The 22,374-nt window shown below is 38.1% G+C and carries 15 protein-coding genes; 1 reads left to right on the plus strand and 14 read right to left on the minus strand.

The annotated features are described in order from the left end of the window. Positions 1-40: 40 nt before the first annotated feature. From EP737_RS21895 to EP737_RS21910, 4 genes are all read right to left on the minus strand, one after another. The gene (locus EP737_RS21895) at positions 41-376 is read right to left on the minus strand and encodes a hypothetical protein (protein WP_129730987.1); all 336 of its coding nucleotides are present in this window, start codon (positions 374-376) and stop codon (positions 41-43) included. Positions 377-684: 308 nt separating this feature from the next. After that, positions 685-1,872 (minus strand): AGE family epimerase/isomerase, encoded by a 1,188-nt coding sequence (locus EP737_RS21900; RefSeq protein WP_129730990.1) that lies wholly within the window; start codon positions 1,870-1,872, stop codon positions 685-687. Between the two features lie 715 nt (positions 1,873-2,587). Continuing rightward, positions 2,588-3,280: a response regulator gene (locus tag EP737_RS21905; protein WP_129730992.1), complete on the minus strand. Its 693-nt coding sequence runs from the start codon at positions 3,278-3,280 to the stop codon at positions 2,588-2,590. Further along, a complete protein-coding gene (locus EP737_RS21910) occupies positions 3,264-4,883 on the minus strand; it encodes an ATP-binding protein (RefSeq protein WP_129731045.1) in 1,620 nt (539 codons plus the stop codon). The genes EP737_RS21905 and EP737_RS21910 overlap by 17 nt, the downstream gene beginning before the upstream one ends. A gap of 643 nt (positions 4,884-5,526) precedes the next feature. On the opposite strand from EP737_RS21910, the gene EP737_RS21915 reads away from it, so the two are divergent. Continuing rightward, positions 5,527-5,898, plus strand: a complete 372-nt coding sequence (locus tag EP737_RS21915) for an IDEAL domain-containing protein (protein ID WP_129730994.1) — start codon at positions 5,527-5,529, stop codon at positions 5,896-5,898. Positions 5,899-6,051: 153 nt separating this feature from the next. On the opposite strand, the gene EP737_RS21920 is transcribed toward EP737_RS21915, so the two are convergent. The 10 genes from EP737_RS21920 to EP737_RS21965 form a co-directional block, all read right to left on the minus strand. After that, positions 6,052-7,143 carry a GerAB/ArcD/ProY family transporter gene (locus EP737_RS21920; protein WP_129730996.1) on the minus strand — a complete coding sequence of 364 codons (1,092 nt, stop codon included), beginning with the start codon at positions 7,141-7,143 and terminating at the stop codon, positions 6,052-6,054. A 187-nt stretch (positions 7,144-7,330) separates the two neighbouring features. Next, positions 7,331-8,539, minus strand: a complete 1,209-nt coding sequence (locus EP737_RS21925; RefSeq protein ID WP_129730998.1) for a Ger(x)C family spore germination protein — start codon at positions 8,537-8,539, stop codon at positions 7,331-7,333. A gap of 24 nt (positions 8,540-8,563) precedes the next feature. Further along, complete coding sequence (locus tag EP737_RS21930; RefSeq protein WP_129731000.1) at positions 8,564-10,093, minus strand: spore germination protein; 1,530 nt, start codon at positions 10,091-10,093, stop codon at positions 8,564-8,566. Between the two features lie 882 nt (positions 10,094-10,975). After that, positions 10,976-13,555 carry a glycosyl hydrolase gene (locus tag EP737_RS21935; protein WP_129731002.1) on the minus strand — a complete coding sequence of 860 codons (2,580 nt, stop codon included), beginning with the start codon at positions 13,553-13,555 and terminating at the stop codon, positions 10,976-10,978. Positions 13,556-13,691: 136 nt separating this feature from the next. Continuing rightward, complete coding sequence (locus EP737_RS21940) at positions 13,692-15,128, minus strand: glycoside hydrolase family 1 protein (protein ID WP_246040340.1); 1,437 nt, start codon at positions 15,126-15,128, stop codon at positions 13,692-13,694. Positions 15,129-15,212: 84 nt separating this feature from the next. Next, positions 15,213-16,604, minus strand: coding sequence for a glycoside hydrolase family 1 protein (locus tag EP737_RS21945; protein WP_129731004.1), 1,392 nt, complete (start codon positions 16,602-16,604; stop codon positions 15,213-15,215). Positions 16,605-16,862: 258 nt separating this feature from the next. Continuing rightward, a complete protein-coding gene (locus EP737_RS21950) occupies positions 16,863-18,641 on the minus strand; it encodes an ABC transporter ATP-binding protein (RefSeq protein WP_129731006.1) in 1,779 nt (592 codons plus the stop codon). Further along, positions 18,642-20,393: an ABC transporter ATP-binding protein gene (locus EP737_RS21955; RefSeq protein WP_129731008.1), complete on the minus strand. Its 1,752-nt coding sequence runs from the start codon at positions 20,391-20,393 to the stop codon at positions 18,642-18,644. A 40-nt stretch (positions 20,394-20,433) separates the two neighbouring features. After that, the gene (locus EP737_RS21960) at positions 20,434-21,030 is read right to left on the minus strand and encodes a YesL family protein (protein WP_129731010.1); all 597 of its coding nucleotides are present in this window, start codon (positions 21,028-21,030) and stop codon (positions 20,434-20,436) included. A 67-nt stretch (positions 21,031-21,097) separates the two neighbouring features. Continuing rightward, positions 21,098-22,366: an ABC transporter substrate-binding protein gene (locus EP737_RS21965; RefSeq protein ID WP_129731012.1), complete on the minus strand. Its 1,269-nt coding sequence runs from the start codon at positions 22,364-22,366 to the stop codon at positions 21,098-21,100. Between the last annotated feature and the right edge of the window lie 8 nt (positions 22,367-22,374).

Here is a 22,374-nt window from a genome sequence, read left to right on the forward strand (position 1 = left end):
TCTGCTTTTGAGTGATTGAGATGAGGATGTTCTGGATCTTCTACGATACATTTTTTAATTTCTTTTGAATCGATTGCACGACACTGTCTATCTGTTTGACATACAATGCTTGTAGTTCTTTTTGTGATGTATGAAGGGCGTTTGCTTGTTGGACTGCACTATTCGCATAATAGTCGTCCAGTTGAAATCGCTGCTTGATCGCAACATGCAGACTGCCTTCATACGGTTTGTTCCCCTTGCGTAGATGTTTTGTCTGCCAAGCATAAGCCGTGCGCATGGCTCTATTATAGAGACGGAGAGAATGAAAGAGTTCCTGATTCAAATCGTGGGGGATCGTGTGTTTATAGATTCGATTGGAAAAATAGCACTTCTTCATTCCTTCTCCCTTCTGGTTCATTTTGGTAATTATATATTACCAAAGGAACGTACGTTCGTCTAGCTACATGTCCCTATTCACCAAACATGCTAGGCGATTGCCTAGCCGACATTCATCCTCCACTTACCACTGGGCTACGCCCATCACGTGCTTGAAGTGGAGTCTTCTGTCAGAAAATGATAAATTTTGCTGCCCACTCATCTTCTCTAACACCTCAGGGCTCGTTAGATATTAAAATTTTTTGTCTTTTTCATGCTTTACAATCGATTCCTTATCCCTCATACATTATCCTTCGATAGCGGCAGCCTTCATTTTTTTGCAATTACTCTTTTCTGTGTAAGTCTCTCAATCACTTCTAAACAAAATCGTGAGTTATGGTAGGGACACTTCCACGGGTTAGAAATATCTAATTTGGCAGGATTGCCATCAGGGTCCACAGACCAATACCACTCCCCGCCATCTCGAGGATCAATAATGCAGTGCTGGATATAGCTCCACAAATTCTTAGCCCACTTAGCAAATCTTTCATCGCCAGTTCGCTCGTAAGCATTCAAAAACCCAACAATCGCCTCTGCCTGCACCCACCATACGCGAGTAAAATCCGTTTGACCATTCTTATTATCATTTGCAAGTGAACCATCCTCTAAAATAGCTTGTTCCGCAATGTTGTAAGCAATATCAATAACCATTTGAACAAGTTCACGCTGGTCTTGTCCAAGTGCCTTTAAGGCTTCATCTAAGAGCCAACTCGCTTCGATGTCATGACCATATGATTTCTTATCTGAAATGCTATTCCAGTTTTTATCAAAGAGAGCGTATAAAAATTTAGTTTCCTTGCTATAAATTTTCTCATAAAAGATATTTACTAAGTTTTGCAGCTGATCACGCAAAAGCTGATCAGGCCAAACTTTATATAGAGTTGTATATGCCTCCAGAATGTGAAGATGTGTGTTTGTGGTAATCGGTGCACCTGATCCACTGCCAAGCTTTTCATTTGGCTTCTTCATCCATTCTCTCGTGAATTCCTCCCAATACGCATTCCGCTCAGCACAATACGCCTCTTCCACGAAACGAAACAGCTTAATAGCTAATTCAAGCGCCTCCATTTTTCCTGTTACCCGGTAATATTCGCTAAGGGCATAAATAGCAAATGATTGATTGTAAATATGCTTGGTTGTATCTTTCGGATTTCCTTGATAATCAAGTAACCAATATACTCCGCCAAACTCATGATCATATAATTTTTGCACAAGAAAATCATATGCATGGTGCGCGCATTCCACATACTCAGTCTTTTGCGTCACCCGATAAGCAGCCGAAAAGGACCAAAGGTATCTCGATAAAACAATCCCTCCCTTATCAGCTAGCTTATTTATGTTCAATTTATAATCTGCCTGCCCATAAAATCCTCCATTTTCCTCATCCTTCATAGTAAGCCAAAAAGGCATGATATGTTGATGAAGTTCTTCTTGAATTTGCTGTTTAAAAATTTCCATTTCTATCTCTCCTATGTTTATATTTCATGCTAAATCGATCACTCTGCCTAACGAATAGAAGATATTACATCTAAACCTCATCTTCTTTTTCACTTTCCTGCAGCTTTTTTATTTAAACCACTGCAGAAGATGTTCACCGCCAAAACTGTTCGAGAAATTTGTATTGTGCACTCTCTTCATCTTATCCCTTCATAAATTACAAACTGCATCTGCTTAAAGATTCACAACGATACATGTTTTGAGCTTGCTTCTAAAAAGAGTATATAAGAAACTGAATTAAAAGTATATACTTTTAATAAAATATGTATATTCATATGTTTTATTGAGATTTCTAATGTCTTAAAATGTATTTTGCTTTTCCATAAAGAAAACCCGCCGATTGGCGAAGACAGAGGCGTGGTTACACTTACACTGTATTCCTAAAATTTCCGACTACGTCGAATAACTTCTAGCTAGAAATTTATACTTTCCTACAGTGTAGAAAAAGACAGGCCAAAAGGGGCTGTGTTGACAAATACCTATTCAAAACAAAAAGAAGACAAATACAACAGGTAGCATTTGTCTTCTTTTTATTTACTGTATTCTATGCTTTGAAATGGAGCCATTTAGTTTGTCAATAGCCCCAGAAGCGCTGTCTTTTTTGTCAGGATATTTAGCTACATTTAAGTTTCTATGAATGATATAAACATCATTTCGTTCATAAAAGCCTCAATCTCTATACTTGAAAATACCTGCGTTCAGGACGGCCAACATTCCCATAAATAAGCTCCGCATAAATCTTCCGCTGTGAAATCAAGTACTCCAAATAACGCCTTGCCGTAGATCGGCTCACCCCCGACTCCTGGCTAAGAAGCTCTGCTGTAATTCCTTCCTCTCCTATTCCTGAAACACACTTTAAAATCTTCTCTAGCGTTAAAGGATCGATCCCCTTTGGTGAAGCATCCGTCATAGAAATCGCCGCACTAGGCGCTCCTGTACTCCAAAAGCCTTCAATTTGATCAGGAGATAGCTTCTCCTGCTGCTCAAGCTGCTGCATCTTACTCCTGTAATGCTCCAAGCTCCTTTTAAATCGATCAAACGTTAAAGGTTTGACGATATAATCAAATACTCCGCCTCGCATTGCATGGCGCACAACATCAACCTCCGAGGCGGCCGTAATCATAATAATATCAGCCTCCTTGGCATTCTCACGAATAAACGGTACAAGATCGATTCCCCTCATATCAGGTAAGTACACATCAAGCAAGATCAACTGCGGCTGCACAAGCTCGATCCACTCCTTTGCCTGCTCACCGTTCGTTGCCGTTCCAACGACTGTAAACCCGCCAATCTTTTCCGTAAAGCGGCGATGAATTTCCGCAATTCGAACATCATCTTCAACAATCAGTACCTCAGTAGGCTGAGACATTCTCTCCACACCTTTCCTTTGGGATTGCCACAATAAATAATGCGCCGTCCCAATCTCCCTTTTCAATTGCAATGCTGCCGTGCAAATCATCTACCAATTCCTTCACTCTCGCCAAACCGTATCCACGATTTCCTCCATCCTTTGTAGAAAAGTCGCGTTTAAAAATATATGGAATTAGATTGTCATCTACACCCAATCCCGAATCTTCAACCTCAAGAAGCAAATCATCACCGATATCTGTTATATATAAGCGTACCTGTTTTTCCTTATCCGTATTTCTCTCAACAGATTCAAAAGCATTAGTAATTAAATTGCCAAGGATAGAAATAAAATAGCTGCTATCAATATGCTCAGCTAATCTCTCCAGACTGCTTTCCCGATCAAGCACAAAATTAATTTTCAATTCCTTTGCACGGTTATAAAAACCAATTAAAATCCCACCGAGCCTAGGATCCTTCAGCCTGCTCATAATAAACTGGACAAAATCCTGCTGAACCGCTGTTTCCTTATGCACAAGTTCCAGTGCTTCCTCATAGGATTCTAGCTGAATCAACCCTGAAAGCGTATACAAAAGATTATTAAACTCATGTGTCTGAGCACGGAGAGCCTCTGTATAGCGTTTGACTTGTGAAAGCTCCTCTGTTAGTTGATCGATTTCAGATTTAAGACGAAAACTCGAAACAACGCCTATTACTTCATTTCCAATTTTAACAGGCAACCGATTTGCGATAATAGTTCGTCCCTTTAATTTTAACTGTCGATCTAGCTGTTCTTCACCATTGCGAAGTACCTCTAAAATAGATGTATTCGGAATCACCTCTAGAACAGGCCTTCCAATTACATTTTGTTCCTGACGAATAAGGAGAATTTCATATGCGGCTTGATTTAAAAGACTAATCCTTCCTTGCTTATCAATCATCATAATCCCTTCTCGAACCGATTGAATTAAAGCACTTCTCTCTTCGTACAGGGATGCAATTTCCTCGGGTTCCAGACCAAACATTAAATTTTTAATATTGCGCGCGAGATACACAGAGCCAATGATTCCAATGACTGCTCCAGAAAGGGCAATCCCCCACATGGTATAATCGTATTCGCCTACAATTTGATTAATATCCTCCATCAGAAAGCCAACTGAGACAATCCCAATGATATTTCCGTTTTCATCCCAAATTGGAGCTTTACCGCGCAAAGATAATCCAAGCGTGCCCTTTGCCTTGGATATATAAGCTTTTCCATCTACAAGTGCTTTATCATTATCTCCGCCCATCATTCTTTTGCCAATTCTCTGCGGATTTGGATGAGAATAACGTATTCCCTGTTTATTGCCGATGACAATAAACTCAGCATCTGTTTCCAGCCGGATGCGTTCCGCAATCGGCTGAATGATAGCTGCCGGGTTTTCCGTATGCAATGCGGATCTAATCTCAGGCATAGCCGCTACAGTTTTCGCAACGTGAAGCGCACGTTTTCCTAATTGATTCTCGACCGTATCAGATAGCACGTAATAAAATAGAAAGCTGATTTGCGAAACAATTAAAATAATAAGAGCAATAATGAACAAGGTAATTCGCTGCTGCAGTTTTAGTTTTTTTAGCTTCAACATTCCCTCTCCCTACCTAATATTAGAAGGAGACATTCCCCTTACTCCAACAAAAGTGACAAGATCCATCCTCTTTCATTCTTTTAATCTATTTTAACATAATTTTGAAGTATAAAACAAAAGCCTTATGTGCAAAGAAATTCTGTTACAAGACAAACTGTATAATAGCAACACATAGCTTAAGTTCTGCAATCTAGTTTAGAAAAGTCTTCCTCTTAGTAACTTCCCTAAGATTCATTTGTTTCAACCACTGAACATTACTACAGCTAGCCTTTGTTATTGGATTTCAAAAAATATATCTTGCATGCAGAATCAGTTGACAGTGATAATCAATATCAATTAAAATAGTGAACATAAATGATAATAAATATCAACTAAAGAAAAATCACTGTGTCGAATTCACTTCTATCTGGGAATTTATACTTTCTTACAGTGTAAAAATATAAACCTCCCCCTTGTTTCTGTTTCATCTTTAAGAAAAGTTCCTACATTTATAGGACAAGGGAAAGGTTAGGCTCAAGCCAGAGGAACAATCAGCCTTAGAAGAGAAGAAGTTTGACTTTGATAGCTAAAAATAGCCTAGCAAAAAAATGATGCAAGAAAAATACCAACAGACTATAGATCACTATAAGGAGGTAATACCATGAATAGCAACTTTGTTACACTAAAGTCATTTGAATACGAGTTAAATTGCAACTGCCCCGAGCGACATCCAATCTACTTTTCAGCGGGTGATATCCTAACGATTGAAGAAGAGAGAAGATATGTCGACGGTATGGGCTGGTACGTCCTTATCACGATTAACGACGAATATAATATGTTTATGTTTTTAGAGGATATTGAACACCTGCGTATGAAAGGAACCATTTGTGCCATCTCTGATTTAGATTTACGTATCAATTATTTGCGCTTTAAAGTGAATGAAGCGCTTGATACACGAGATAAGGAAGCCTTTCTCATATTCTCTAGTGAGCTTGGAAAGGTCATGAATTTACGAGAAGGATTAATGGGTTAGCTTTTCCTAAGCAAATATAAATGATAAGTAATAACATAGGCTGCAAAAAAGGCAGGCCCACCAAGAAGGAATCTGCCAAATATCAGAAGTTTTACTTTGCGATTAAAGCTGTTTGTATCAGTTCCACGGGCCCTTCTCCCAGCCTCTTGTTTTTTATTTAGCTTGGTCAGGTTTTTTTTTAACAAACATAAATAGAAAGAGAAGTGTCGGTATAAAAACTATAAAGAATGGGGCCTGTAAATATTTTAAACCAAGAAATTTCCCCAACCATATGTGATAGGTCCAACTTGGCGGTAGATGGGAGGTACCATAAATAATTCCTCCTACTGGAAGGATTAGTTTTCGATAGTTCGTGTTGAGTAATCTACCTAACCCTAAAACAGCCGCCAGATACCATAATGTTACTTTAATGAATATCCCTACATATAAGAGTAAAACTACAAAAGCATCAAAACGTTCGAGAAAATCAGCTATTTGAATAAGTCTGACAGATGCCAGCAGCGGAAGGTTACTAACACTCACGTATGGTACTCCTAAGATAGCAATATTCAGTATACTAAGAATCGTAAGAAAAATGCCTACAAATACGTAAGCTCGAATAGAGATTTTAACTATATCGTCCTTATCATTCAAATAGTTCCAATACATAAGGAAAAGTACTAATTGCCCGAATGGGAAAAGGATAGGGTCTGGAAAGGCACCCTTCAGTACCGGTATGATTCCATTTTCGAGGATAGGAAATAGACGATCTATATGTACAATACCCGAGCTAAAGTACAAGATAATTAATAATAGGTAAAAGAATAACACTCCTAGCAGCATAAATTCAGCCACGCGGAAAAAAACTTCAACCCCCTTAAAAAGGACATAACTTGCTAGAAGCATCATAACTAGCATAACGACGGAGATAGGGGTTTTGGAAAGAAAGGTCATGAGCGTAAGATCTCCAAAATCCCGCACATTCCGCATAGATTCGTACATAAAATTACAGACATAGGAAAAGGCGATTAACCTCCCGAAAAACGAACCAAAATATTGAATTAACATTTGAATCAAATCTTTATCCGGCTCTAGACGCTGAATGGCTAGAAATAACATGAACAGCAAAAAGCCAGGAATCATACCGATCAACATTACTAACCAGGCATCCTGTTTGGCGCTGATTCCTATCTCAAACAAAGCAGCGCTTCCTATTTCAAATAGTATGATCATAGCCACTAACTGATGTTTGCTGATTCTTTCCATATGTAAAACATTCCTTTATCCTAGGATCGACTACCATTATAATTCAGTGCGTAGTCAGGTATATGTTCTATTCCCCTTTCGCTTCGATCGAGAGTAAAATCAATCGTATCCATTCTGGCTGGAAATTTATACTTTCCTACAGTGCAAAAGAACTTTCGCCTCCTCTTTCTTTTTTTTAGAAAATTCCTTATTTAAGTATTTTAGAAACAGAGTTGTTAATAATACCGGTACGACGGATATTGGCCTTAACTTTAACGTTCATTTTTATATCCATAAATGCTTCGCCCCAGTTGTCTTTCATTTCTTTCCAGTAACTTGGATATTCTGTATGGAATGCATTCCCAAAGCCAAGTACATCTGTTTTCAGTCTTTTCGCTCCTTTAAATGCCACTTCTATCTCTTTTTTGATTTCATCTTGAATAGAATGCTCTAATTTTGTCAGCACTTTAGGATCTTGTAGATTAAGTTTGCAAGCTGATTCTTCCAATACTCCCTTTGCTTTAACATCAACAGTTATTTCTGGCTTCCCATTTACTAAGCTAGGGATTAATTTTGTGGATCCCTTTTCTACGAAAAAAGAAGATAATTGTTTATCATAAGTCGTACCATCACAAGGAAAGGTAACAACTGTATTGGAGATAGCATCGGATATCCAAGCTAACCCTAAGCTTTCCTCCTGACTCAGCCAACCTACTAGTTTCGCTTGTCTAAACACCCCTATACTCCCTAATTGTATAGCAGCATGTCTTCGTGTCTTTTGAAGTGCCTCCAAGGCTGTTTGCTTTCTCTGTTCACCGGAAACCTTGATTTCTGGTAATACAGCACTTTCCAAAGGACTACTAGCTAATGTAGTCACGAATTCATGCATATTGATACTTCTAATCATAGAAAGACTAGATTCTTCTTTTTCAAAAATCTTCCTAATAGTGTTACCAGAAATCTTTTCAATAGGGGTAAGTATTTCCAAAAACTCCCCTGCATTTCCCTTTGTAAGGATAATTTTCATGGTTTCCCTGCTTTCAATATCCCTTAGATAGAAATCAATAATTTGCTTGACCCCTTTCTTGGCAACATCTTCATTTATAAGCACGACACGATTATGAGCCAAAAAAAGAGCGCGCGGTGTTTCCATACTGACATTTTGAAACGCATCTCTAAGTGTTTTCCCCTTTGTAGAAAACGTAGTAACGGGTGATTGGCTATTACCACTGCCAGTTTGGGTAGCGATTGCCCCCGGATTAACGACCTGAAATGAGGTTACCCATTGATTGTTCTTATCCATATCAATAGCTGTTGCCATCACAATTCCAAGCTCCCCCAATTCTCTGCGATTCCAGCATCCGCTTTCAAGCAAGCAAATGAATAGGATTAACAGCAACATCAAAGAACGTTTCACCTGTTTCCTCCCTCCTCATATACCTTATTCCTCCTTCTTTCTAAAAGGAGGAGAAGACTTAAGACTTGTCCCTTGACGGACATTATTTTCCTGACTGTACAGACGTGGGCGTTTGAGCATAGCCCACCAAGGTACCCTCACAAGTAAGTCTTTTAAATTAGCTGGTATCAAGGGAGATAGGGGCATTAAATACGGTATCCCGAAAGAACGCAATCCAGCTAAATGAATCAAAAGAGCAATAAGACCTGACATAACTCCAAATAAACCTAAAGTAGCGGCAAGAAACATGAAACCGAAGCGAATCAAGCGAGCAGCAATGGACATATTAAAGGCCGGAGCTATGAAATTCGAGATAGCTGTAAAGGATACAACAATCACCATAGCTGCAGAGACAAGGCCTGCTTGAACAGCCGCCTGCCCTAACACAAGGGCTCCAACGATTGAAATCGCGGAACCGATTGCCTTAGGCATACGAATACCTGCTTCCCGTAAAACCTCAAATGTAATTTCCATTGCCATCGCTTCAACAAAAGCTGGAAAAGGAACTCCTTCTCGTTGCGCAGCCAGACTTATTAGCAGTGTAGTAGGCAACATCTCTTGGTGAAAAGTAGTGATAGCAATATACAGAGAGGGCAAAAGTATCGATATCAGAAAAGACATATAGCGCAGGATACGAAGAAATGACGCAATATCATATCTTTGATAATAATCTTCGCTTGCATTGAAAAATCTAAAGAACGTCACAGGGGCCAGGAGAACAAAAGGGGTTCCATCAACAAGAATCGCAATCTGTCCTTCCAATATAGCGCCAGCTACTGTATCAGGCCGTTCTGAGTTTGCGATAGTAGGAAAGGGAGTAAAGGTTTCATCTTGGATAAATTCCTCGATATAGCCACTTTCTAAAATGCTATCTGTATCAATATTGTCTAGCCTTTCAAGTACTTCCTCCACCACTTTGTCATTGGCAATCCCCTTTACATACATGACAGCCACATCTGTTTGAGTCACTCTTCCTATTTTCCGATCAACCACCCATAGATTGGGACTTTTGATTTTACGCCGAAGAAGTGCGATATTGATGCCTAAGCTTTCAACAAATCCTTCTTTTGGTCCACGAATAACGCTTTGAGAAGAGGGTTCTTCTACTCCTCTTCCCTCCCATTTAGAAGAACTCGCCGAAATGCCCTGCTTCCAGCCATCCACAAGAATAACCGTATTACCAGAGAATAAAGCAGACAACAGCATATCCATATTATCTATATCTGTAATATTGCTAACGCTAAGAATGCGATCTTTAATCATCGCTAGGAGATTGCATTCTGCCCTTCCCGCTATGGATTTTTTTTCAGCATCAGACATTAAAGATTTCATGATATCATTATTAATGACGTTAATGTCAGTTAAGCCCTTTATATAGATAACAGCCATTTCAAAATCATTGGCAACTCCGCTATAGAATAAGCGAATCGTGATGTCCGAGCTATTCCCTGTAAGATTCTTTATCTCTTGTACATTTCGCTGCAGGTTATTAAAAAGTGGTTTAGCAGATTTCATATCGCCACCTCCACAAGCACTCCTTTTTTCAGGCCATCTTTTTCTAATTTTTCATCCATTAGCCATTTGAACTGACTCATGGCTATTGTACCCATCTAAATATGCGATGTATTAACCCTATTTATTCATCTATAATGTAATACGCATAAAGAAACAGAAGTCTCGCATCTTATCTACGGATTAAGAGAGTTCTCTACCTTGATGCTGTTGCAGTATGAGTTAAAGGAGGAACTGATAAACAACCAAAGCAAGAATGATTGAAAACATATGTAATGATTTAACAAATTTGAGTTACAATAATTTGTTTATCATATTAAGGAAAGAATTAGAAACGAAATATCGTTGCGGCCTAATTCAGCATTATTATTTTCATAATAATTAGCACATTATTTTGTTAACCAACCAATTCACTTTTTACAATTCATATTGTGTTTGCACTACTAGAGATTCTGCACACATTTTCTATCCTGAAAAGGCATTTATTATAAAATGCACGGAAACAGGCTTTTTTATGCATATTTTTTGTTAGTAGGAGGAATATCTTTGAAATTAGATGGAAACTTAAGTATGAAAAAATGATTTATGGCCATAACGTGAGGATGAAGGAAGTTTTGCCAATCTTTGAAATGAAGTGCCCTTATACTGTATTCCTAAAATTTCCGACTACGTCGAATTCGCTTCTAGCTAGAAATTTATACTCTCTTACAATGTAAAGAAAACTCGCCAATTGACGAGCCCTGCACAGAAGAGGCAATTGCGTCTGGCAAGAGCCTCTTCTATTCTTCTCCAATATCTTTCTAAAGGGAATCTAAACAGCAGCTTCCAATCCATTAATCTCCTCTGAATCTATCAATTTGTTAAGAGAAGCCGCTGTTGGCAAGCCTACTTATTAATCACATGAATATCATCAAAATACAGGACACTTGATAAGGTTGTTCCTGGCTGTTTTGCATTCACGTAAATTGAGAACTCCTGCACTTTTTTGACATTTATTTCATTAAGAACAGCACCTGCATGGGAGGCATCCCATGGCGCAACAGTAAATTCACTGAACGGAATTTCTATTAACTGCGGTTCATTCCCAGCTAGGGATGGATAGGCTTCAAATGCAATATCATTTGCCTTTACTTGAATGACAAGCTTTTGGTCATTGCCATCTGGAAGATACCAGAATTTTAAAGTGTTCTGTCCTGACCAGTCGACCCCACCAAGCATTTTTGTCATTCCGCCATAGCCGGCTCCACCAAGATTGTACTCATATTTCAATCCGAATTCTCCTGAATTTTTGTGTTCAGCATCCAACGAAAGGTTGACTTTATCTCCTTGCGAAGCAACAGTATATTTTGACTGTAGCTTTTCAGTGTTTCCACTGTATACTTCAAAATTATCTACTGTTAGCGGATCCAGTACTGGTTCAATGTAGTTGTTTAACAATTGAATATTATCCACATAAATTGGTCCGCTGTACTTAACATTGCTGGTTACAATGGAAAACGCCAGCTCATCTGCTGTTTCCAGATCTCCTCTGGCTGAATGCAAATCGATTTCAGCAGTATACTTTCCAAACACTTGTTGACCAATCGTAACCTTCTCAAGACTTGAAAGAGTTTTTTCCTGTCCCATGCCATACTTGTCATTCCAGTTTGGCGGAACCAATGCCACTCCCTGAATCGATGCATTTTCGTTGCCGCTGATAGGGAGATAAACATCAAATTTAAGTTTATTTACATTAGTTAATTCCTGATTGGCAAGTTTGAGCTTCAATTCCTGCCAGGATTGCGAAGCATCCGGAAGGTTTACATCCAGTTTTAGTACGCCATTATTGCTCCAATTGAAATGGCTAACTTTCATATCAATGGACTCCGGATATGTTCCCAATGATTCGATATCTGCTATAGAAGAGTCGAATTGATACCCTTTCACCAGTATATCCTTAGCTTCTATATTGACCTTGATTGGCTCTTCATATACAACCCTTTTTCCCAGGTATCCTTTTACTGTCAGCAACACGCTTGTTCCGTTTTGGCTAGCGCTTGGTTGCCAATCTGCCATATAGTAGTCTTCTTTTGGATTGTAGGTTAATGGATTCTCTCCTTCCATCCCTTCAACGGAATAAACCATTCTCGAAACAGGCTGATTAATGGCACGGACACGAATTGTTGTTGTTGTGCTTTTAACGGTCTCCCTGTCAGTTGGAGAAACTGTGTGGATAAAGCCATCTTCCTGTTTGTTCGTCTTGGCTTTTAAGGTATAAACATTGTTTATATCTTTATTAAAAGCGGTATATTCGTCGTTATAAAAAGCGGTAAAATCAGTAAGCATTTCATGATCCCCGTAGGTAGGATGATTCCTGAACGGGGTAAAAGAGCCTTCAGCGCTGAAATTGGCCCATGTCAGCATATAAGCCATTCTTTTTGCATCAGGATCAGATTTTAGAGCATTCAATAACTTGGTGAACCATTCCTTTTCCGCATTTCCTGTTATTTTCATATTGCTGTACCCAAACTCGGTAAAAGCAGCTACCTTTCCTTTGGAATCCGCAATTCTTGAAATCAGGCTCGCATCCTCGACTACCTGCTTCAGCCACAGATCTGTGCCCTCGCCATTGTTATAGGTGTCAAAGCCAAGGATATCAACATAATCATCCCCAGGATAGGTCAGCAAATATTTGGATTCATCATTATTAAACGGACTTCCCGGAGAAAAAGCGTAAAGAAAGTTTCTTACATTCTTCTTATCCCTTAAATATTCAACTGTATAACGGAATAGTTCCTTATACTGGGCTGGAGTAGTAAAAGCAGCCCCCCACCAGAACCAGCTTCCGTTATTTTCATGGAACGGACGGAAGACAACAGGAATAGCGTTCCCTTGTTCATCCTTTAAGTGATTGGCAAAGTCCGCCACCATGTCCAGGTATTTATTAAATTCTTCATGCTTGTCCCCGCCAGGCATAATATGGGAGACTACAGATCCTGAGGTATCGTAAAAACTTCCCCCAGTTACAAAGTTGGGCATATGGGCACTAAGATTAAGGATCCCGCCCCGCTCATAGGCTTTTTTCATTACACCAATAAGGGCATCCCGGTTTACTTCGTTCGAGGCTCCCCAAACTCCAGGCTTTTCTTTCCCTTCAAGACTTAATGTATCCCAGCCGTAAACAGCAGGAAAATCACCAACGGCATTTTTTACTTCTGATTCTGTCCCATCATGTACACTAATGGTTGAGCCCTCTGTCGTTGCATGTTGCTGTCCAAACAGGATAGCTTCTCCTCTGACATTATTGAGGTAGGAGAAAAGTGATCTTGTTTCACCGGTCGCTTTCCTGTCTACTAAATCAATCTCTGAAACTCCATTGGAGCTTTTCCCTTTTTCTGCATTTCCTGCCCCATATGTACTTGCAGGAGCCAATATAGGGGTTAGCATTAAAGTGGTCAACATTAAAGCAAAGTATTTTCTGGCCATTCTATTAAAATTCTCCTTCTAATTTATATAAGAAAATTAAAAGATCACACTCAATATCCTAGAATGTCTACTCCGTCAGAAATAGCCCATTGAATAGTTAATCCTATAAAATCAGATTAAAAAAACAACTAAAACCCTATTTAAATATATCTTTCTTAATTTGTAATTCTCTTTCCTTAATAAGGTTTCTATACCAATAAGCAGACTTCTTCATTATTCGATTCCGATCTTGTTCTAAATTAATTTCAACTAGTCCGTACCTGTTTTTAAAAGCATTCATTGGTGAAACATTATCTGTAAAAGCCCATAGCATATAACCAATACAATTTGAACCTTGCTCCACGGCATGCAGCAGGCTTTTTAAATGATTGCTGATAAATTCAATTCTGTAATCATCCTGAATCATCCCGTTTTCATTTTTATAGTTAAACTCGTTTTCTACCCCCATCCCATTTTCCGCAATAAACCATTCAATATTTCCATATTCCTCCTTCATTCGCATAGCCATATCAAACATAATTTGCGGGTAAATTTCCCATCCGCGAAATGGATTCATTTTTCTGCCAGGAAGCTCAAACATTTCGTAGTAAAAGGCGGGATGAAACGGAGTTCTTTCGTCCCATGCATTTGTCCTAGCTTTTACCCGATGCGGAAAATACAAGTTTAACCCAACATAATCAACCGTGTTTTCTTTTATAACCTGTAACTCTTCCTTTGTTGCATCAAATGAGATATCATGCTTTTCCATTAATTCAAATAGCTCTTCTGGATATTCTCCTTTAATAGAAGGATCCAAAAAGACTCGATTATAGAATAAATCATATATCCTTGCAGCTTCTATATCGTGCTTTGCAGTGGATCGGGCATAAGTTACTTCAGGATTTAAGATAACGCCAATCTTTGCACCGTACTTTTCTTTATACTGTTTCTGTTTAAATAAACGTACAACTTTCGCAGTAGTCAAAGCTTTATTAAAATTCCATTGCATCCATTTCTTTGTATTCTGTTCAAAAGGATAGCGTATAGCATCTAAATAAACTCTCGTTTGGATGACAATAGGTTCATTAAACGTAAACCAATATTTCACACGATCACCATACCGCTCAAATACCTTCTCAGCATATTGTACGAATAAGTCTACAACACGCTTCGAACCCCAGCCACCGTAAGTTTCAAATAAAACCGCTGGCAATTCGTAGTGTTCTAAACAAATCATTGGTTCAACACCGGCTTCTATTTGTGTATTGATTACGTTATCCATATAACTTGCGTATTCTTCATCCACAACTACATTTTCATAGTCAACCAGAAAGCGGGACCAGTTAATAGAGGTCCGATAATGTGTTAAGCCTATTTCTTTCATTAAATCAATATCTTCTTGATAGTGATTATAAAAATCGGTTGCCACTGCAGGTCCATAACCGTTATGCCAAACATGCTGATTATTTTTATACCAAAGATCCAGATATGAATCCTGTGTGTCCTTTTTCCCAGACCATCCTTCAGTTTGCCAAGCAGATGCAGCAGCGCCAAGAATAAAATGATCTGGAATTTTCATGATATTTGTATTCATGCTTTTCCTCCTATGTATAAATGGAGACTAGTAACAATACTAATCTCCATTTTTTTAAGCCTATCGGATTAACCTGCACCCATTTTATTTTGAAGAGATACTTTCCTTATATTCTAAATCTTGTCCATTTGTGGAAATAACTTTCTTAAACCAATCAAAGCTCTTTTTCTTATATCTCTTCAAATCTCTCATATCTGTTTCACCACGGTTAACGAAGATGAAGCCATAACGTTTTTCAAATTGCCCGCCAGAGCTGATAAGATCCGTTGATCCCCAAGTAAGGTACCCAATTACATCTACGCCCTCTTCCATCGCAAGCTTCATTTGCTTAATATGTTCAGCTAGGTATTCAATCCGATAATCATCCTCCACCGTATTGTTTTCATTTAATTCTTCACGAACACCAATTCCATTTTCCGTAATAAAAATTGGCAATCTATAACGTGCATACATATCCTTTAGACAAACTCGAAAACCGATTGGGTCGATAGCCCAGCCCCACTCATTTGTTTTCAAGTTAGGATTAGGTATTAGCCCGGAAATAAGCCACTTTCCATCAGCTTTCTCAGCACTTACTGTCTGGCTTTGATAGTAGCTGATACTTAAATAATCCACAGTATTTTCCTTTAATAGTTCAGCATCGCCTTCCTCAAAGACAGGCATAATGCCTTTTCTTTTAAGATCTTTTGTCACATACGTTGGGTACTCCCCTTGAGCAAATACATCAAAGTAGAAATCAACTAAGAGTTCTTTTGCTTTCATATGCGCAATTGTATCTTCCGGCTTGCATGTATGTGGATATGTTACCTGATAGGTAACCATTCCAGCCATTTGTCCCCCTGGTACAAGTTCATGAAGAGCTTTAACCGCTTTTGCATGAGCAACAAACGCATTATGAGTCACTTGATATCTTAACGCTTCTTCATTCTCAGCATCATCTAATTTGACACCCCAAAACTCCGGGCTTGTTAATACTAAGTTCTGCTCATTAAATGTTAGCCAATATTTTATTTTATGGCCAAAACGCTTAAAGACTGTTCTTGCATAACGCTCAAATAAGTCCACAACTTTTCTAGAAGCGAAGCCATTGTATTTTTCAGCAAGGGCAAGCGGTAAATCAAAGTGATAAAGGGTAATGACTGGCTGGATGCCCTTTGCCAGCATTTCATCAAATAAATCATCATAAAACTGTAAGCCTTTTTCATTTACTTCGCCTTCACCATCCGGGAAAATTCTTGACCAAGAAATGCTTGTTCGATATGCGTTAAAGCCCATCTCTTGAAAAAGAGAAATATCTTCCTTATAACGGTGATAAAAATCTACGGCTGTTTTCCAGTCCGATTGCCCTTCCTTAACAGGTCTGGCATCTACAATGGAAGGTCCCTTTCCATCTTCATTCCAGGCACCCTCTGTTTGAAATGATGTGACAGCACCTCCCCAAAAAAATCCTTCTGGGATTACACTTTTCTTTTCCATCAGTTTTACCCCTCTCTTATTTTAGACAAACGAGTTGTGCCCGAAATTGTCTAGCAATAATAAATTTTTGATAAAATGAGTATCTTTTAAGATTTTTACCCTGAACTCCCTTTTTTAAGATAGTCAATCTCCTTGCTCGTACTGGAATCAAGCTATTAATAAATAAAACGTTTACATAACCTATTATAACTATTATTTTTTAATTGTCTATACTTTATAATAAATATGTATATACTTTTAAAAACAAAATTCTATATCTTAACCAATATTCAAGGACAGATGTTGAGAGTGATACAACTTCCAATAATGTCCTTTTGTATTCATTAAATCCTCATGTGAGCCTTCTTCTAAAATTTCTCCTTTATCAATAAATAAAATTCGGGTTGCGCTCTGAATCGTGGAAAGCCGATGGGCAATAATAAAGGAGGTCCTTCCTGTCAATAACGTCTCAAGACCCTTTTGCAATGCAATTTCTGTTTCAGTATCGATAGATGAGGTAGCCTCATCTAATATCAAAATCCTTGGATTGGCCAATAAGGCCCTTGCGAAGGAGATAAGCTGTCTTTGTCCATTAGAGAGCCTTGTTCCTCTTTCATTCACCTCAGTTTGATAGCCATCCTCCATCTCGATAATAAATTGATGTGCCCGAACCGCCCTTGCTGCCATTATGACCTCTTCATCCGTAGCGTCTAGCCTGCCATAACGGATATTATCCATAATGGTACCTGAAAAAATGAGGGAATCCTGAAGCATAACTCCCATTTGCTTTCTAAGGGAGGGGATTGTCACTGTTTTAATATCAACATCATCAATTTTAATTTGACCGCTGTTAATATCATAAAAACGGCTGAGCAAACTGATAATTGTGGTCTTTCCTGATCCTGTCGCACCAACGAGTGCAATAGTATCTCCTGGATTTACTTTAAAGCTAATGTTATTGAGAATCTTTTCTTCCTCATATCCAAAAACAACATTTTTAAATTCTACTTTACCTTTAATTTCCTTTAGTTCTACAGCATCAGGATCACTCATTACTGTCGGCTTTTCATCCATCATTTCAAAGATTCTTTCTAAATAGGCCATTGCATTAATAATCGCATTATAAAAAATCCCGATATTCGCCAACGGTGTCCAAAACATCCATAGGTATCCAACAAATGCAACTAATGAACCTACCGTAACCCCATTACCAATGAAAGAAATTCCAATCACATAAATGAATGAAACTGTGAGAACAGAAATATTTTCAATTGAAGGCCAAAGCAAAAATTGAATATATACAGCCTTCATCCAAGAGCTTCGATACCCGTCCGATACCTCTTGAAATATCCTTTTATTTTCTTCTTCTCGAGCAAAGGCTTGAGTTACTCTAATTCCATTAATACTTTCATGAATATATGCATTCATATTCGACTGCTTATTGCTTAAATTCTGCCAAGCCTTTCGCTGAGCATTTTTAATAAGGAATATAATAGCTGCAAGGACGGGGAAACCAAGCAGCGCCAAAAAAGTCAGCTTTACATCTATAAAGAGCATAAAACCTAAAATAACCACAAGACTGAAGATATCAGTAATTAAATTAATCAGGCCATTTGATAGCAAATCACTTAAGGAATTCACATAGTTGACAACTCGAACTAAGATTTTTCCATGCGGTCTGTTGTCATAAAATGAGAATGATAGCTTCTGTAAATGAATAAACAAATCTGCTCTAATTTTTTTTATTACACTCTGCCCAATGTCTGACATCATTCGAATCCTATATTTCATACAAACTCCGGTAATGATTAGAGCTAATAGGTAAATCCCTGAGAGAATTAATAGACCGTTTATATTTTTCTCTGGAATTTCTTTATCGATGGCCTGTTTAATTAAGTATGGTCCAATGAGGTTTGCAGCGCTCGCGATTAACATAATACAAACGGTTAATGTAATTTTTCCTTTATAAGGTGCAATATAAACTAACAGCCGCTTCAAATGCATGAGGCTAAACGGAGTCTCTAATTCTTCGTCCACATCAAATTTATTACGTGCCATTTATATCACTTCCTCATCATGGAACTTATAATCAAAATGTCCATATTGATTTTTATATACGTTATAGTAGTACCCTTTTTCCTTAAGAAGGTCTTTATGTTTTCCTCTCTCAATAATTCTGCCATTCTCCATTACTAGAATTAAGTCTGCCTCTTTTACAGAGGAAATGCGATGAGCGATAATAAAACAAGTTTTACCATGTTGAAGTGATTTTAATGTCTTTTGGATACGAAGCTCGGTTTCCATATCCACACTAGATGTTGTATCATCAAGAATCAGTATTGCTGAATTTTTTAAAATTGCCCGGGCTAAGGCGATTCTTTGTCTTTGACCACCAGAAAGACCTACCCCGCGTTCACCAATGATGGTATCGTAACCATCAGGTAAAGTAGTGATAAACTCATGTGCCTCCGCCATTTTAGCCGCGGATTGTACCAATTCAAATGATGCATTAGGATTGCCATACGAAATATTCCCCTCAATAGTATCGGAGAAGAGAAAAATATCCTGCATTACCATTGACATACCTTCCCTTAGCTTATGAAGGTCCCAGTCCTGGACGTTAATTCCGTCCACTCTTACTTCTCCGCTTGCCGTATCATAAAAGCGGCCCAATAGGTTCACCAGCGTTGACTTCCCTGCACCAGTGGAGCCAATAACCGCAACCGTTTGACCTGGGTTGACTTTAAAGCTAATATCTTTAAGTACAGGCTCCTCTCCATAACTAAAGTGGACATGATTGAATTCCACAAATCCACTAAGACCTTGGGGATTATGTAGTTTAGGATTACTAGATATTTTTGGATGAACATTAAGCAAGTCCTCCACCTTTTCGGCTGAGGCGATAAACCTTTGTACATCATTAACCAGCCAGCCAGCCATTTTCATTGGATTACTTAATGCCCAAATTAGAGAATTAAATGTAACTAGCTCCCCAAAAGTAAGAGATCCGCGAATAACCATAATACCTCCGGCCAAAATCATCACAACCGTTAATACACCTGCTAGAGAATCGAGGATGGGCAAATATTTTTCCCATACTTTCGCGGACTTCAGATTCTTCTCTTTAAAAGCCTCATTTTCAACGGCAAATTTCTCAATCTCATACTCTTCCTTTGCAAAAGCCTTTACGACTCGATTTCCACTTATATTTTCCTGGACAACTGAATTTAATTTTGCAAATTGGTTTCTGATTTCTGTAAAGGTCGGCCTGACAGTAAAGGTTAAACGATATGCAAAAAAACCAATGATTGGTGTAACCAACACCATTGCCAAAGCCAATGGCGGATGGAGATAAAACATAAATCCAATAGCAAAAACTAAAATGGCAAAATTCTCAAAGATCATATAAATTGTCCATGCGGTGAAATGTCGAACAGCCTCCAAATCCCCCGTCATTCTGGCCATTATATCGCCTGTTTTCGTTCGATCATAAAAACTGAAATCTAGTTCATTCAGCCTGTTATACAGATGTTCCCTCATTTCAAAAATGACATTTTGGGATAATTTTTCAAACATCATTTGATATCCATAGCGCATAGCCGTTCTTAACAAGGTAAAACCAATCATCAGTCCTAAGAACGTCCATAACAAATTCTTTTGGTTTCCATACATAACCTTATCAACAATTTTTCCTGCCAGATAAGGATTCAACATATTTAATGCTGAAACGATTAATGCCAGAAAAAGACCCATTACTAATCTAGCCCGGTATTTCCCTATATACCCCCAGGCCCAACGCAAGCTATGCATATCAGCTGCCTCCTTCCTACACATCTTAGAATTTCATCTTTTATACTTTTCTCAGCACAAATCTCACAAACATCGCATATATGGACGGAGCAAAGAAAAATAAAAAGATAAAATTCATTCTTGCTGCAAAAGCAATAGCTATCATAGTAAGGACTAATATAATTGTTCGAAAAAAACGCTTAATCAATAGATAGAAACTATACAAAATTGATTGTTTTAAAGATAAGTCCATTTTCACTAGAACCCACGCAATATAAGTAAATAACACTAGTGCCAATAGGAAAATGTAAATTAACGCAAACTTGATAACGGAAGCATAGTAGCTATTCATTAAAGCAGGAAATGGTAGAATGATGAAAGCACTTAAATAAATGATTAAACCAATGGTTATCAATGATAGTTTTTTCTTATTTTTATATTTAGGGCTTATTTCTCGAAACAGCTCTCTAATTGACCTTCCACTACCAGCAAAGATTTCATCGACAACTTCTATCAATGTACAAAAGGAAACTGTTACTCCGAAGATAATAAAATTCTTAAATAAAAGTCCCCAAAATAGTAAATTGGATTTAATCAGTCTATAAGTGATATCTATAAAGGCAAAGAATTTACTTTCAATAAAACTGCTTTTATTCATTCTATTCACCCCTTCAGGAAAAAGGGTACTCGTTTTATTCCATAAACAAGTACCCGCTAATAAAGTATTATTTCAAGTTATAATCCTTACGAACTTGATCTGCAAACTTTTTCAACTCTTCAGCAGGATCCAAATTCTTCAGAGTAACATTATCTGTAACTGGAATAAGCTTGTTGTAAATCTCAGAATACTCAGGAATATACGGAGCGTTCATAATTGTTTTTCCGCCTTGTAGAATATCAGTTAATGCTTTTGCATTTTCTGGAGCATTTGCCATAGTTGTGATCTGATCTGCATTACGTTTTACAGTCGGAACTGCTGAGATAATTTCAGCTTGAATATCTTGGCCTTTACCTGTTGTTAAGAACTCTAACAATTTGAATGCTTCATCTGGATGTTTTGTATTTTTACCAATTCCAATTGGTAGATACGCAGCCGCAGAGACGTTTCCTGCTTTACCTGCCGGAACTGGTACAACATCCCATTTAAAATCAACATTTTTTGCATATTCAGCCCAATCCCACGGACCTGTCATTCTCATAGCTGCTTTACCTGTCATAAATAGGTTACTCATCCCTTGTGCTTGGGCAGCTGTTGGCTGTACATGATATTTGTTAGTTAAATCACGTGCAAATTTAACTGCTTCAATGGATTCTGGTGAATCGATTATCACTTTTTTGCCATCAGCACTTACAACTCCGCCGCCATTGGATGCCAATAATTGATCTAAATAAAAGTTTTCAATACCAAACTGAACTGTCTTACCATTCTCAACTTTTGTTAATTTCTGCGCGGCAGCTAGAAAATCATTCCATGTCCAGTTGTCTTGTGGATATGGGACGCCGGCTGCATCAAACATGTCCTTGTTATAACCAATCATCGTTGTCGCTGCATCACGAATTAACGCATATTGTTTACCATTAACCTGCCCTAATTCAAGTACATTTGGCATATACTCGTCTTTGTTGATTTTTTCATCAGATAAATCTGCCAACACACCTTTCTCAACAAATTGACCGAAAGCAGAAGGCTGAATCCAAACTAAGTCAGGTTGGTCTCCACCAGCAGACATTGTTAAAAATTTGTCATTGTATTTATCATACGGCGCAAAAACTGGTTTTACTTTGATGCCTGGATTTTCTTTTTCGAATTCTTTAAAAATCTCACCCTCAAGCTTTGTTCCTTCTGGATTATTGTTCCAAGTTAGAATTCGAAGCGTCACATCCTTTGAATCTTTACTTGCAGATTCAGACTTGGATCCACAACCTGTCAACAAAACTGATAGAGTTAAAACAGAAGATAAGAGCAGAGATCCTAAACCTTTTTTCTTCTTCATAAATACTT

This window comes from Ectobacillus funiculus, assembly GCF_004138295.1.
Classification (GTDB): domain Bacteria; phylum Bacillota; class Bacilli; order Bacillales; family Bacillaceae_G; genus Ectobacillus; species Ectobacillus funiculus.